The following is a 14,052-nucleotide window of genomic DNA, read 5'->3' as shown; positions in this document are numbered from 1 at the left end:
AAGTTTACTTCGGAATATTTTTCCGCGGAATTATTGAAAAATCAGTTTTCCGCTGTAGAAGGTTTCTATGCTCACATTTTCGGGTCGGCGCACAGAAATTACATCGCCGGTGCTTCGAATCTCTCCTTTTATGGTTTGCAGCGGATTCACAATTAATTTATTTGTTCCGCGATGCTGAATTTCAACAATATCTGCAGGAAAATCTGCCGCTTCCAGTCTTGTATCCCCATCGGCGATGTAAACGTCAAAATATCTGGTCTCTCCGGTGAGAAAAAAATTGGAATAATTATCACTGGTGATTCGCACATAATCTGAAACAAGATGAAGATCAAAATCGCCATTCGTATAGATCTCCGGATCTTTTTCCTGGTTAAATGACCTTAGCCAGATCTCCGGAAAGTGCAATTCTCCAACACTTTCTATGGTATTATTTCCCGCATTCTGAAGCCAGCTAAGATTAGGAACCGTTATATGAACGCTGGTAAGATCGTACTCTCGAAAAAAGTTACATTCATTGCCATTCCGAAGACTTAGTCGCCCGTTTTGAACTTCGGCAGTCACTTCAGAAATTAGATTTTCACCCGATTTTATCACTACCTTCTGTTCTTCTCCCTGCTCAATGTACAGCTTGATCCTTCCGTAGACAATGAGTTCTTCAAAAGCTGGCAATTCCACCTCCTCACTTATCATTTTTCCCGCGGTTTGAAAACAGTCGGGTGCATCTTCTTCGTTACAAGCGGCGAAGATCAAAACCAGAAAAATCGTCAAAAATGCCTTTTTCATAACCTGTATCCTATTGAAAATTCAACTGCTTCTGCATTTGCACCATGCGCACGAACAGTGACCGATCCAAATAAATCTTTATAAATAGGCCGTTGTAGACCAACTCTAAGATAAAGCGGATCCACGTAATTATCATAAGGATAATACACGTAATATCCCGCATGAGTGATCACAGAAAGTTTCCTGAAGGTAAGCTGGTGCCCGATAAATGCGCCCACACGCCGCGAATCTTCGTCTCCTTCGGTGTCTCCAAAAGCAAAGGTGACCGACTGGTAATAAATATATTCTTCCATGGCGCGGGAAAGGAAAAATTCGGCGCCGGCCTGTAAGGTGCTTTTGCGGCTGATGGTTTTATCTGCGTATGCCGAAAATGTCAAAAAAGGATAAGATTCTGAACCTATGATCCCAATGGTGTTGAAACCGCTGCGCAGCACAAAATTAAAGTGAACAGGCTCAGTATATCGTTCTTCTGAGGCCTTCGGAATATATTTCATTGGCTTTTCATGATCCAGAAGATAATTGAGTCCCACATTCACCGCGACCGTATTGGTGCTGTTATTGGGCGATTTGAAATCGGCATTGGAATAATGAACCAGGGATAATCCCGCCTGAAAACCTATCCCGCGGAAAATATTTTCCCTAACAAAATTTCCGCTGAAAAAGGTGGAGCTCATGATCCTGGAACCGTAGGCATTGTTGATGTAATTATCATCGGGATGATAAGGATTTGTGGTCATTGCCAGCCCCTGCCCGACCTTGAACAACAGATTCCGATTCAAAAAGTAGAATCCGAGGTGCGCGTAAATACCGTAGTTATCGCCCAGGTATTGATTTTTCATGTCCTGATACGTGAAAGAAAAACCAACATCGGGATAATTATAGCGGCTCTCCCAGGCTTCCCTGCCGTTGGTCTTCTGGCTCACGCTAAGGAGGAGACCTTCGGGATGACCTGTGATCAAGTGAGAAATGTGCGGATTGTGCTCAAGGATATTCCCGTAGAAATAATTCATCTCGACAGCATAGCGCTTCTGCTGCTCCTGCTGGCCGTACACCAATCCAAAACAAAAGAAAAAGAGGACAAAAGCGGTTTTCTTCATAGCCCGCAAATGTACCCAATTATTTAAAAAACAGCTGCCGCGATTTTCTGAATATTAGAACTTTTACCCATGGAATAATAGTGCAGCACCGGCACCCCGGCCGCAACAAGTTCTTTGCTTTGCTGAATGCACCAGTCGATTCCCACCTGCCGAACTTCTTCATTATTGCTGCATTTTTCAACTTCTAGAGTAAGAGCGTCGGGAAGATCCACATGAAAACGATGCGGAATCATAGTAAGCTGCCGCTTGGTCGCAATGGGTTTTAACCCGGGAATAATAGGAACGCTAATTCCTTTTTCACGACACTTGTCCACAAATTCAAAAAATTTTGTGTTGTTAAAGAACATTTGGGTTACCACGTATTCGGCTCCCGCGTCTACTTTGGCTTTTACCCTCTCCACATCTTTTTCCAGGCTTGGTGCTTCCATGTGCTTTTCGGGATAACCGGCCACCCCAATACAAAAATCTGTTTGATGACTATTTTCCAAAGCTTCGTCCTGAAATTTCCCTCGGTTCATATCAGCAATCTGCTGTACAAGATCATTGGCAAAACAATTTCCGCCAGCTTCAGGTTTAAAGTATATCTCACTTTTCACAGCGTCGCCACGAAGCGCCATCACGTTTTTTATCTCCAGAAAATCCAGGTCAATCAGAAAATTTTCTGTATCTTCTTTTGTAAATCCACCACATAGAATATGCGGCACGGCGTCTATGCCGTATTTACTCTGTATGGCAGCGCAAATTCCGACTGTACCGGGACGTTTCCTTACAATCTTCTTTTCCAGGAGTCCGTTGCCTTTTTCAATATAGACATACTCTTCCCGATGATAAGTCACATCGATGAAGGGCGGATTAAATTCCATTAATGGATCAATGCCTTTATAAATTGACTCGATATTTTGCCCTTTTAGAGGAGGTAGAATTTCAAAGGAGAATAAGGTTTTGTCTTTTGCGGCTTCTATGTGTTCGGTTATTTTCATTGATTTGGTGTTCTTTCTCATTCCATTCGCCTGATAAAATTTAGTAAGGCTGAATTTATTTTTAGCTATTTAAAACGAGCTCCTGAAATAAATTCAGGATGACGTCTGATAATTGGTTTATTCGAAAAATACATCTACGTCAAGCTGAAGTTGTTTCAGCTTCTTATAATAAGATCCTGAAATAAGTTCAGGATGACATCTAATTATTCAGGCTCCAGTTCTTTAATCTGCAATATTGGGATTTAACCATTTTTCGGCTTTTTCAAAGCTGACACCTTTTCTTTCAGCGAAATCCTTCACCTGGTCTTCCTTAATTTTTCCAAGTCCGAAATACCTTGCTTCAGTATTGGCAAAATAATAACCGCTAACACTTGCCGCGGGCCACATCGCCAGGCTTTCGGTTAACTTAACTCCAATTTTCTCTTCAACTTTCAACAGTTCCCAGATGCTGATTTTCTCCAAATGATCGGGACAGGCAGGATAACCTGGGGCAGGCCGAATACCTTTGTATTCTTCCTTGATCAGCGCTTCGTTGCTCAAATTCTCTTCCGAAGCATAACCCCAATCTTCTTTTCGTACTTTTTCATGCAAATATTCCGCGAAAGCTTCCGCTAAACGGTCGGCCAGGGCCTTGATCATTATGGAATTATAATCATCGTGATTTTTTTCAAATTCTGATGCCAATTCCTGCGTACCAAAGCCTGTACTCACACAGAAAAAGCCCAGATAATCCTGAACCCCGCTTTCTTTTGGGGCGATAAAATCGGCCAGGGCGAAATTTGGCTTTTCTCCGTGCTTTTTTAGTTGCTGTCTTAGGGTTCTAAAAAGTTTTGTTTTTTCTTCGGAACCTTCCATATAGCGAACTTCAATATCATCGTCATTGACAGAATTAGCCTCAAAAATGCCGAAAATCGCCTTTGCTTCCAGCAGTTTTTCATCTAGAATTCTTTTCAGCAAAACCTGGGCATCGTCAAACAATATCTGGGCCTGTTCTCCAACTTTATCATCTTTTAAAATATCCGGATAGCGGCCGTGCAGATCCCAGCTTCTGAAAAAAGGGGACCAGTCGATATATTTCTCCAGCTTTCTAAGGTCAAATTCTTCAATTACCTGCACCCCTGGATTATTCGGCTTAAGAATGGAAGTAGTTTCCCAATCGATTTTGTACTTATTTCTACGTGCTTCCGAAAGCTTCAAAAAGCTTTTCACCTTGCTCCTTTTCTTAAAGTTCGCCCGGAATTTATCATATTCGGCCTTCAGGTCGCTTTTATATTTTTCGCGGGTGCTTTCCTTCAGCAAATCTCCCACCACGGTAACGGCGCGGGAAGCGTCATTTACATGGGCCACCGCAAATTTATATTGCGGATCAATTTTTACCGCAGTGTGAGCCTTGGAAGTCGTGGCGCCGCCAATTAACAACGGAACTTCAAAATTCTGCCGCTGCATTTCTTTCGCGAGAAAAACCATTTCGTCCAGCGATGGAGTAATTAAACCGCTTAAACCTATGGCGTCAACGTTCTCAGCTTTGGCGGTTTCTATAATTTTTTCGGGAGGCACCATCACTCCTAAATCTATAATTTCATAATTATTACAACCCAGCACAACGCTTACAATATTTTTACCAATATCGTGCACATCGCCCTTTACCGTCGCCATTAGCACTTTTCCTGCCCCCCCGGCCCCCGATGGGGGAGCTTTTTTTAATTCTCGCAGAATTTTCTTCTGTACTTTTTCATTATCTGCTAAAACTTCCTCATTGGTTAACCGGATCACACGAAATCCTTGTTCCTTAAGCCAATTTGTCCTCTCTTCATCACCTTTTTTGTACTCCGGGTGCTGATGGATTAAACCATCAACCTCAACAATTAAATGCTCCTTCAGGCATACAAAATCTGCTATATAACTACCAATGATATGTTGACGCCGAAATTTATATCCTTCCAGTTTTTTATTGCTTAGAGCCTCCCATAGCACCCGTTCTGCTTTAGTTGATTTCTCGTAGCGCATTTTTCGGGCAAACTCTTTCATTAGCCCATAAAGCGCCGGCTCTGCAGTGCGCCAATATTGCTCCCCCTTTGGGAATTGGGGGGCTTGATTCTTTCTTTCCTCTTCAATATAAGGTAAAAGATAAGCCACCGCTTTCTTCATTACCCGCGCCGATTTCACCACCTGCGGCAGGAACATTTTTCCGCTTCCGAAGAGATCGCCCACCACATTCATCCCAATCATCAGGTTTCCTTCAATGACCTCAATTGGCTTATCTGCTTCCAGACGGGCAGCTTCAACATCTTCAATAATGTACGCATCAATTCCCTTAACAAGGGCATGGGTAATCCTGTCCTGCAGTGGTTTTTCCCTCCAGGAAAGATCTACTTTGCTTTCTTTGGTGGTGCCCACAACATTTTCAGCAAAAGAAAGTAAACGCTCTGTGGCATCGTCTCTTCTGTCTAAAATAACATCTTCCACATGCTCAAGTAAATCCTTCGGAATATTATCGTACACATCCAAAAGCGCCGGATTCACAATTCCCATATTCATCCCCGCTTTAATGGCATGATAAAGAAAAACGGAATGCATGGCTTCGCGCACGGGATTATTTCCGCGGAAAGAGAAGGAAACATTGCTCACGCCACCGCTTATACTGCAATGCGGAAGATTTTCTTTCACCCAGCGTGTGCCTTTAATAAAATCTATGGCATTTCGCTTATGCTCGTCCATTCCCGTTCCCACAGGAAAAATATTCAGGTCAAAAATGATATCTTCTGGCGGAAATTTTACCTTGTTTACGAGGAGATCATAGGAGCGCTTGGCAATTTCCACCCGCCGTTCATAATTATCGGCCTGGCCAACTTCATCAAAAGCCATCACGATCACGGCGGCGCCATATCTCCTGATTTTTCGGGCATGGGAAAGAAATTCTTCTTCCCCTTCCTTTAAGCTGATGGAATTCACCACACATTTCCCCTGCACCACCTGCAGGCCGGCCTCGATAATTTCCCATTTTGAGCTGTCTATCATAATAGGAACACGGGCAATGTCCGGCTCGGCTACCAGCAGGTTCAGAAATTTCACCATGGCCTCTTTTCCATCAATAAGGCCATCGTCCATATTGATGTCAATAATCTGTGCGCCACCATCAACCTGATCCCGGGCCACATCTAGCGCCTCATCAAATTTTTCTTCCTTGATGAGCCGCAGGAATTTCTTGGAACCTGCAACGTTAGTACGCTCCCCAACATTCACAAAATTGCTTTCCGGCGTGATTACGAGCGGCTCCAGCCCTGAAAGCTTTAAAGGTCGTATGGCCCCTCCGGGCCTCCCCAATGGGGAGGAGTCTTTTTGTTTTATTTCGTTTGAATTTATTTCTTCTAACATGCTAATTAAATGCTTTCCGGTTGTAGATTAATTGAAAGCGGCCTTGGCTGGTAATTTTTGGCAATTTCGGCAATGGCTTTGATATGGGCAGGAGTTGTTCCGCAGCAGCCGCCAATAATATTTACCAGCCCTTTTTCAAGGTATTCCTTTATTTGCGACGCCATTTCCTCATCGTCCTGGTCGTATTCCCCAAAAGCATTTGGCAGCCCTGCATTGGGATATGCCGAAACTCCCGATTTGGCATAGCGGTTTAACACCTCCAGGTGTGGCGTAAGCTGCTTGGCACCCAAAGCACAGTTAAATCCAATGCTTAACAACGGAATATGAGAGACAGAAATTAGAAAAGCTTCCGCCGTCTGGCCGCTAAGGGTTCTTCCCGAGGCATCAGTTATCGTACCGCTCACCATAATGGGAATATCAAAATCAAGCTCTTCCTTCAGTTCATCTATCGCGAACAAGGCGGCTTTCGCGTTGAGGGTGTCAAAAACGGTTTCCACGAGTAAAACATCTACCCCGCCTTCAATTAACGCTCGCGCCTGCTGCTGGTATGCAACTTTTAGTTCTTCAAAAGAAATAGCACGGTAGCCTGGATCGTTCACGTCTGGCGACATACTGGCGGTTTTGTTGGTAGGTCCCATGGCGCCGGCCACAAAACGGGGTTTATCAGGATTTTCAGCGGTAAGTTCTTGTGCTACCTGTTTTGCTATTTTAGCCGACTCATAATTAAGCTCATATACGAGCTTTTCCATCTTATAATCGGCCATGGCAATGGTAGTTCCGGAGAAAGTATTGGTTTCTACAATATCTGCCCCGGCAAGAAAATATTTGCGGTGAATTTCAGCGATGGCTTCCGGTTGGGTGATAGACAACAAATCGTTGTTTCCCTGCAAGGAAACCGGCCAGTCTTTAAAACGTTCTCCACGAAAATCTTCTTCAGAAAATTTATATTCCTGAAGCATGGTGCCCATGGCGCCGTCTAAAACCAGTATTTTTTGAGAAAGTAATTCTTCTAATTTTGACATCTTGATGATTTCAAATCATTATCAAAAAAAGAAGATAGGAAGTGTTCTTTTGTTATCTATCCCAGCAAATACAGGGTAGAACGTAGCACCTTCTCCCATTACAGGAGGGTTGCCAAGGTTTCAACGGGTCTATTCCCTCAACCTTTCTTGATAACGACATTAATGTTATGAACTTAATGAACAAATATAGGACTAAGCCTATAAAAAGCAAGTGATTTGAGAAAATTTTATGGAGCTGAAGTCTCTAAAATTACATTTTTTTCCTGTTTTCTGAAAATTTTCCGGGAGATCCCAGTTTATTCAAAAATACAGAAAGCTCTTCTTTCTTCTGAAGGCTGACAATAGCGATCTCATAATCAAACTTTTCACCTGAACTGGTCATAAAATGCAAATGATTTTTATTTGTATAGAGCAAACTTTTCCAAAAGCCAGTATATCCGCGGTCATTGAAGCCAATCTCTTTAATATCCGCAGTAGAAAACCGTAAAATGTCATTCTTAAAAACAATTTTTACTTCGTCTTCTGAAATGTCAATCTCTCCTAGGTTCCTAGGCTTCAGAAATGACAGACTTAAAGCCGAAAACATGGCCATGGCGTAGCTAATTTTAGCACTTGTGTTTATGATTGCATTCTGAACATTAAAAATGTACAGAATGGCCGCGCTTGCTAAAAGCAGCACAACAATTAGAACTTCAACCCATGCTGCAGGTTCCCATGTCCTGATAATCCTGGTGCTAAAGGAATTCATTAGCTTATTTTATTCCCGTTCAGGTTTACCTCGTAAGATATTTCAGCTGCTTTCTCCAGCATTTTGGATACCGAACAATATTTTTCCATTGATAATTTCACCGCACGAAGGGCTTTGGCTTCCGGAACTTCGCCTTTCAAGATAAAGTTCAAATGTATCTTTTTAAAGACATTCGGGATCGCCCCGTCTTCGCGAAATCCTTCCACTTCCACCTGAAGATCATCCAGCTCCAGGTGTTGCTTCTTCAGGATCATTACCACATCTATACTGCTGCACCCGGCAATACCACGCAAAATAAGATCCATGGGGCTTGAACCCTGTGGCTCTACCTCAGATTTATTATCCAGCAGCACGACATCACCGCGTTCATTTTTGGTTTCAAAAAGGTAGTTTTCGTTGATTCTTTTTAGATTGATCTTCATTTTTACAATTTTCAGCAAAGTTAGAAATTCTGCTCTATTGCCATGCGGTCATTGTAAACTTGTTTGGAATTCTAGAGGAAGCTGAAAAAAGTTCAGCTTGACCAAACGTAAAAGAATCTTAGTGTAATTAAACTTCTATGCTTTGTACCACTTCCCGCTTTGCTTCTTTTTTGCTACCGTCAAATCCTTCCACACCGCCAACAGTGGTATACTTAAGAACATACTTCTTATCAGGAAAAATTCTCTGGTAAGCACTCTGGCACATAATGGCTGCTTCATGAAATCCTGAAAGGATCAATTTTAGTTTCCCTCTATAAGTATTCACGTCACCAATGGCATAAACACCGGGAATATTTGTCTGGTAATCGTAAGAATTATCTACTTTAATAGCATTTTTCTCAATTTCCAATCCCCAGCTGCCAATCGGCCCGAGCTTCGGTGAGAGTCCGAAAAGTGGGATAAAATCATCTACTTCTTTAAACTCTTCGCCCCTGGCTTCGTCTTTATGACGGATTACCACCTGTTCCAGTTTATCTTCTCCCCGCAGACCTACAACTTCAGCATTGGTGATGATTTCGATTTTCCCAAGTTTGGCCAGTTCAGAAACCCTTTCTACGGAATCCAGCGCTCCACGAAACTCATTTCTTCTGTGTACCAGGGCCACTTCCGCAGCAACATCGGCCAGATAAATCGCCCAGTCTAAGGCAGAATCTCCTCCTCCTGCGATCACCACTCTTTTGTCACGGTACACTTCAGGATCTTTAATAAAATATGAAACACCTTTGTCCTCATAATCCCCAATATTTTTAATAGGCGGTTTTCGTGGCTCAAAAGATCCTAAACCTCCCGCAATTGCCACCACGGGAGCGTGATGTCGCGTGCCTTTATTAGTAGTGACATTGAAAGTTCCGTCTTCCAGCTTTTCCAGAGTTTCGGCACGTTCCCCTAAGGTGAATCCGGGTTCAAACGGCTTAATCTGCTCCATTAGATTGCCCACCAGATCTCCCGCAAGAATTTCCGGAAACGCCGGAATATCATAAATGGGTTTTTTAGGATAAATCTCTGAACATTGGCCTCCCGGCTGTGGCAAAGCATCTATTAAATGTGTTTTTAACTTTAACAATCCCGCTTCAAAAACGGTAAACAATCCGGTGGGTCCTGCTCCTATTATCAGGATATCTGTTTTAATCATTTTGCTCTTTCTTTACTGTTAAGGATTCGGTTATACTATTCATTTGTTCCACTTTGGCTTCAAAATCGCCTTTGATGGATTTGCGGTATTCATTTAAATTCTGCACCATTCGGTTCACATCTTCAGGGATCACCTCTTCAAAAAACTGGCGCAGCCTTTTTGCCGTTGTGGGAGATTTTCCATTGGTTGAAATGGCAATTTTCACATGCCCTTTATTTACAATTCCGCCCATGTAGAAATCGCAGAGCTCTGGTGTATCGGCAATATTTGCCAATAGAAAGCGCTTTTTTGCATCGCGGTGCACCCGCTTGTTCAGCTTTGCATCGTTCGTGGCGGCAATTACAAAATGCTTTTTCTTGAGATATTTTCTCTTATACCTGCCTTTAAATAATTTTGTCCCGTGCTTTTTTGCCAGCTCTTCCGTTTCCGGAAGGAACCATTTTGCTACAATTTCCACGTTCGCATTCGGACTGGATTTAAAAAGAAAATGCAGTTTTTCATGTCCCACATTTCCGCCGCCAACCACCAGAATATTCAGCTTGCTGACTTTCAGAAATACGGGGTATAGTTCATTTCTTTCTTCCATAGCCCCCTAGCCCCCGATGGGGGAATTTATCAATTTTGTTTCTTCAATCGCATTTCCCATAACTGCCTTTAATTCATTTCTTTCCTTTACCACCTCGCCAATCACGATAATTGCCGGTGCGGTTAATTGTTTTTCAGCCACTACTTTTTCAATAGTTTTTATAGTTCCGAAGCCCGATTTTTCATTTATCGTAGTTCCATTCTGAATTACTCCCACGGGTATATCTTCTTTTCCGAAATGGCTGAATATTTCAACAATCTCATTCAGCTTGCCCGTTCCCATCAAAATCACAACCGTCGCGGTAGATTGTGCCGCCAGCCGAACATCATCAGATAATTTACGCTGAGTTGTGGTGCCGGTAATTACCCAGAAACTTTCTGAGGTTCCCCTTTGCGTTAGCGGAATTCCAACATTAGCCGGAACCGCGATAGATGAAGTGATTCCTGAAACTACTGCTGTATCGAGACCTTTGCTTTTGGCGTAATTAATCTCCTCTGAACCTCTTCCGAAGACAAAAGGATCGCCACCTTTAAGCCTTATTACATGACCTCTTTCCAAGGCATATTTCACAATAAGTTCGTTAATTTCTTCCTGGGAATAACGATGTTTATCTTTGCGTTTTCCAACAAAGATATGCTCCGCCTGTGGCGCATAATCCAGCAGTTCGCGGTTTATAAGCGCATCATAAAGCACCACCTGAGCGGACTCTAAAGCCTTTACGGCTTTAATGGTGATCAATTCAGGATCTCCCGGCCCTGCACCTACAACTGTAAGTTTTGGTGAATTAAACATGCTGTACCTCCTTCGTTCTATATGCATCAACTCTTTTCAGAAACAAATGCGCGTCTTCAAGATATTTTATTGCAAAGGCCTCTTTCGGCTCATTTTCATTCAACTGATAAGCAAATTCTTTAAAAGAAGTGGATAGTTCAATCTTTCCTGTATCAACAAAGTGCTCATCAAATTGCGCGATGATCCCCGCCTGTGTATTCGTGGAGATATCGTCTGCCAGTAAAAGCGCTTTAGCAGAATTCACTATGGATGTGTAAGAATGGTAAATACTATCTGCCCAGTCTTTTCGCTCCAGCGCGCTTTTGGCATTATCTATTTTCTCCTCACTTTCAAAAAGCAGCGTTGCAATAAGATCTATTACCACGCCGGCACATTCGCCCACCCCCACGGCTTTTATGTATGGCTTTTCGTGTCCCCAGTCCACAAAATCATTCTCAGTGAGATTGGAAGTATCAGCAAGATCCTTCAGCAAATCATAGAAATAAGTTTTGCCCTGGCGATCATAGTATTCAGCATATTTTTCTTCTGCTTCAGAATTTGCTTCAAAATCGTTCAACAACAGCCTTAATGCTTCAGGACCGCGTTTGCTTGGAACTTTCACCACCTTATCTGCAAACCGGCCGTTCCCGTCACCCAGCGTTCCGCCGCCAAGCAGCACCTGCAGGGCCGGAGCCACCGTCTTCCCGACTTTAATTGACATTCCCTGAAAACCGATCTCAGCCATATTATGCTGTCCGCAGGCATTCATACATCCGCTGATCTTGATCGTGATGTCACGACCATATATAAATTGCGGATATTCTTCTTTTAATACATCCTCCAGCACATCGGCAATTCCCGTACTGCTGGCGATACCGAGATTACAGGTATCGGTGCCGGGACATGCGGTGATGTCAACTGTTTTGTCATAGCCGGCTTCGGCATAACCAAGCTTTTTCAATTCTGAATAGAAGAATGGCAAAAATTCTTCCCTCACGTGACGGATAAGGATATCCTGCCTAAGCGTAAGCCTTATCTCGTTTCCGGCGTATTTTTTTACCAAATCGGCCAATTTTCTTGCTCCGCCGGTGTAAAAATCTCCTAACGGAACCCGGATTCCCACAGCAAATAAGCCTTCCTGTTTCTGCGGAAGAACGTTTGTACTTCTCCAGGTTTCATATTCCTTCTGGTCTTCTATTTCTACGGAAGGCACTTCCACCTCCTGAAGCGGCGGCGCAGCTTCAAATTTCTCTATTTCAAACGTAGGCTGCTTTCCTGAAATGGCAGTTTTTTGCTCTTCTACCAGCTCCATAAAAGCCTCTTTTCCAATATCTTTTATGAGAAATTTCATTCTTGCCTTTAGTCTTTTTGCGCGTTCACCGTAACGATCAAAAACCCGAAGCACTCCTTCAATAAGCGGTATTAATTCTTCCGCAGGAAGAAAATCATAAAGTTCATCGGCATGCCGTGGCTGGGAACCGAGTCCGCCGCCCAGCATCACCTTGAATCCGCGTTTTCCGTCTTTCAGTTTGGCAATAAATCCGAGGTCGTGGATGTAACTGAGAGCGGTATCTTCTTCGGAAGATGAAAAGGACATTTTGAATTTTCGTCCCATTTCCTGGCAGATCGGGTTCCGAAGAAAAAACTGAAAAGTAGCATGCGCATAAGGAGACACATCAAAAGGTTCTTTTGGATCGATTCCGGCAGTTGGAGAAGCGGTTATGTTCCTCACCGTATTCCCACAGGCTTCCCGTAGCGTAATATCATCCCGTTCCAGTTGCGCCCATAATTCGGGCGTACGGTCAAGGCTCACATAATGGATCTGGATATCCTGACGGGTGGTAATATGCAGCCTTCCGCGAGAATATTCATCGGAAACATCTGCAATCCTGTGTAATTGTTCCGAAGTAACTTTCCCAAACGGCATTTTTATACGAACCATTTGCACGCCCGCCTGCCGCTGGCCGTAAACGCCACGGGCAAGGCGTAAGCTCCTGAATTTCTCTTCATCGGCCTTTCCTTCACGAAACAACCTGATCTTTTTCTCTAAATCTATGATGTCTTTTTCAACAACAGGATTTTCAATTTCGGTTCTAAAACTTTGCATATTCTCTGGATTTGTCCCTCCAACTAATTAGGTCAAAAAGGATGTTATTGTAAAATGGCATTTTGAACTGGAATTAATAAAATCTTCAGGCGTGAAGACCGCACTCCCTGTTGGCCAGCACCTTTGTAGGATCAAAATATTTGAATTCGTTTGGCAGGTGATATTTTTTCAAATACTCATCAAGCTTTTCATCGCTCCAGTGGTAGAACGGACTTACTTTCAGGATTCCGTCTTTGCTGTAACTTAGCACGCCAATACTGTTCCTGAAAGTCGTTTGCCCCTTTCTCAAATTGGTGAACCATACATCTGGCTTTTCCTGCTTCATTGCTCGTTGGAAAGGCTCCAGCTTTACCTGGCGCGTGAATTCTTCATGTCTGGGATCATCTACCTGAGGAATCCCGTCAAACATAGCATCTCTAAAAGCCGATGTTTCCTTCGGAACGTACAGTTTCACGTTTAAACCAAGCTTGTCGATCACCTCCTTTGCGTGCCGATAGGTCTGCGGAGTATTGTATCCTGTATCGCACCAAATCACTTTTATACCGTGTTCTACTTTTGAACAAGCATATAATATTGCAGCCTCATACGGCCTGAAGTTTGTCGTCACCACAGGGTTTTCGCTTTTATAAATAAGCCACTGGATAATCTCTTCTGGAGGAATTCCCTGCAGCTGTTTGTTCAATACTTTTAATTCTTCTTCTGTGTACCTTTTCATATTAGTTCCTCCCAAATTTTATTTTATTCCACAATCGTTCATGTCCAAAATACAGGATCATCTTTGTCACAAGTTCTACAGAGCCAATTGCCAAAGCGGTCTCTACTTCTCCCGTTAGCAGCCAGGAAATCCCAATGGTATCGAGGGTGCCAACAATTCGCCAGCTTATTGTTTTCAAAATACTTCGCAATGGATTTTCTGAAACTCTGTCCTTTTCATAGTTGTTCTTTGCTTTTGCCTGGTCAATTATCATC

The 14,052-nt window shown here is 43.0% G+C and carries 13 protein-coding genes and 1 riboswitch; all 13 genes read right to left on the bottom strand.

Annotation, left to right across the window (positions count from 1 at the left end; translation table 11 throughout):
* Window positions 1–30: 30 nt before the first annotated feature.
* The 13 genes from ACOV1Q_RS05265 to ACOV1Q_RS05205 all read right to left on the bottom strand — a co-directional run bounded on the left by ACOV1Q_RS05265 (window position 31) and on the right by ACOV1Q_RS05205 (window position 14,051).
* Window positions 31–783: a head GIN domain-containing protein gene (locus ACOV1Q_RS05265; RefSeq protein ID WP_424493314.1), complete on the bottom strand. Its 753-nt coding sequence runs from the start codon at window positions 781–783 to the stop codon at window positions 31–33.
* Window positions 780–1,880, bottom strand: a complete 1,101-nt coding sequence (locus ACOV1Q_RS05260; protein ID WP_424493313.1) for an acyloxyacyl hydrolase — start codon at window positions 1,878–1,880, stop codon at window positions 780–782. Before ACOV1Q_RS05260 ends, ACOV1Q_RS05265 begins: the two co-directional genes overlap by 4 nt.
* Window positions 1,881–1,903: 23 nt before the next feature.
* Window positions 1,904–2,860: a methylenetetrahydrofolate reductase [NAD(P)H] gene (metF, locus tag ACOV1Q_RS05255; protein WP_424493312.1), complete on the bottom strand. Its 957-nt coding sequence runs from the start codon at window positions 2,858–2,860 to the stop codon at window positions 1,904–1,906.
* A gap of 222 nt (window positions 2,861–3,082) precedes the next feature.
* Window positions 3,083–6,235: a vitamin B12 dependent-methionine synthase activation domain-containing protein gene (locus ACOV1Q_RS05250; protein WP_424493311.1), complete on the bottom strand. Its 3,153-nt coding sequence runs from the start codon at window positions 6,233–6,235 to the stop codon at window positions 3,083–3,085.
* A 5-nt stretch (window positions 6,236–6,240) separates the two neighbouring features.
* The gene (locus tag ACOV1Q_RS05245; protein WP_424493310.1) at window positions 6,241–7,257 is read right to left on the bottom strand and encodes a homocysteine S-methyltransferase family protein; all 1,017 of its coding nucleotides are present in this window, start codon (window positions 7,255–7,257) and stop codon (window positions 6,241–6,243) included.
* Between the two features lie 49 nt (window positions 7,258–7,306).
* A riboswitch (SAM riboswitch) is annotated at window positions 7,307–7,414 on the bottom strand.
* A 93-nt stretch (window positions 7,415–7,507) separates the two neighbouring features.
* The gene (locus tag ACOV1Q_RS05240) at window positions 7,508–8,005 is read right to left on the bottom strand and encodes a hypothetical protein (RefSeq protein WP_424493309.1); all 498 of its coding nucleotides are present in this window, start codon (window positions 8,003–8,005) and stop codon (window positions 7,508–7,510) included.
* Window positions 8,005–8,427 (bottom strand): OsmC family protein, encoded by a 423-nt coding sequence (locus tag ACOV1Q_RS05235; protein ID WP_424493308.1) that lies wholly within the window; start codon window positions 8,425–8,427, stop codon window positions 8,005–8,007. Before ACOV1Q_RS05235 ends, ACOV1Q_RS05240 begins: the two co-directional genes overlap by 1 nt.
* A 127-nt stretch (window positions 8,428–8,554) precedes the next feature.
* Complete coding sequence (locus tag ACOV1Q_RS05230) at window positions 8,555–9,619, bottom strand: NAD(P)/FAD-dependent oxidoreductase (protein WP_424493307.1); 1,065 nt, start codon at window positions 9,617–9,619, stop codon at window positions 8,555–8,557.
* The gene (locus tag ACOV1Q_RS05225) at window positions 9,612–10,205 is read right to left on the bottom strand and encodes a precorrin-2 dehydrogenase/sirohydrochlorin ferrochelatase family protein (RefSeq protein ID WP_424493306.1); all 594 of its coding nucleotides are present in this window, start codon (window positions 10,203–10,205) and stop codon (window positions 9,612–9,614) included. Before ACOV1Q_RS05225 ends, ACOV1Q_RS05230 begins: the two co-directional genes overlap by 8 nt.
* Window positions 10,206–10,211: 6 nt before the next feature.
* Complete coding sequence (gene cobA, locus ACOV1Q_RS05220) at window positions 10,212–10,997, bottom strand: uroporphyrinogen-III C-methyltransferase (RefSeq protein WP_424493305.1); 786 nt, start codon at window positions 10,995–10,997, stop codon at window positions 10,212–10,214.
* Complete coding sequence (locus tag ACOV1Q_RS05215; protein ID WP_424493304.1) at window positions 10,990–13,083, bottom strand: HEPN domain-containing protein; 2,094 nt, start codon at window positions 13,081–13,083, stop codon at window positions 10,990–10,992. The genes cobA and ACOV1Q_RS05215 overlap by 8 nt, the downstream gene beginning before the upstream one ends.
* Before the next feature lie 85 nt (window positions 13,084–13,168).
* Window positions 13,169–13,798 (bottom strand): phosphoadenosine phosphosulfate reductase domain-containing protein, encoded by a 630-nt coding sequence (locus tag ACOV1Q_RS05210; RefSeq protein ID WP_424493303.1) that lies wholly within the window; start codon window positions 13,796–13,798, stop codon window positions 13,169–13,171.
* Between the two features lies 1 nt (window position 13,799).
* Window positions 13,800–14,051: a DUF2061 domain-containing protein gene (locus ACOV1Q_RS05205; RefSeq protein WP_424493302.1), complete on the bottom strand. Its 252-nt coding sequence runs from the start codon at window positions 14,049–14,051 to the stop codon at window positions 13,800–13,802.
* Window position 14,052: the final 1 nt, after the last annotated feature.

It is taken from the genome of Salinimicrobium maris (genome assembly GCF_049680855.1).
Lineage (GTDB): Bacteria > Bacteroidota > Bacteroidia > Flavobacteriales > Flavobacteriaceae > Salinimicrobium.
The sequence above is the reverse complement of the archived record's forward strand: the minus strand, read 5'-3'. Positions and strand labels throughout refer to the sequence as shown.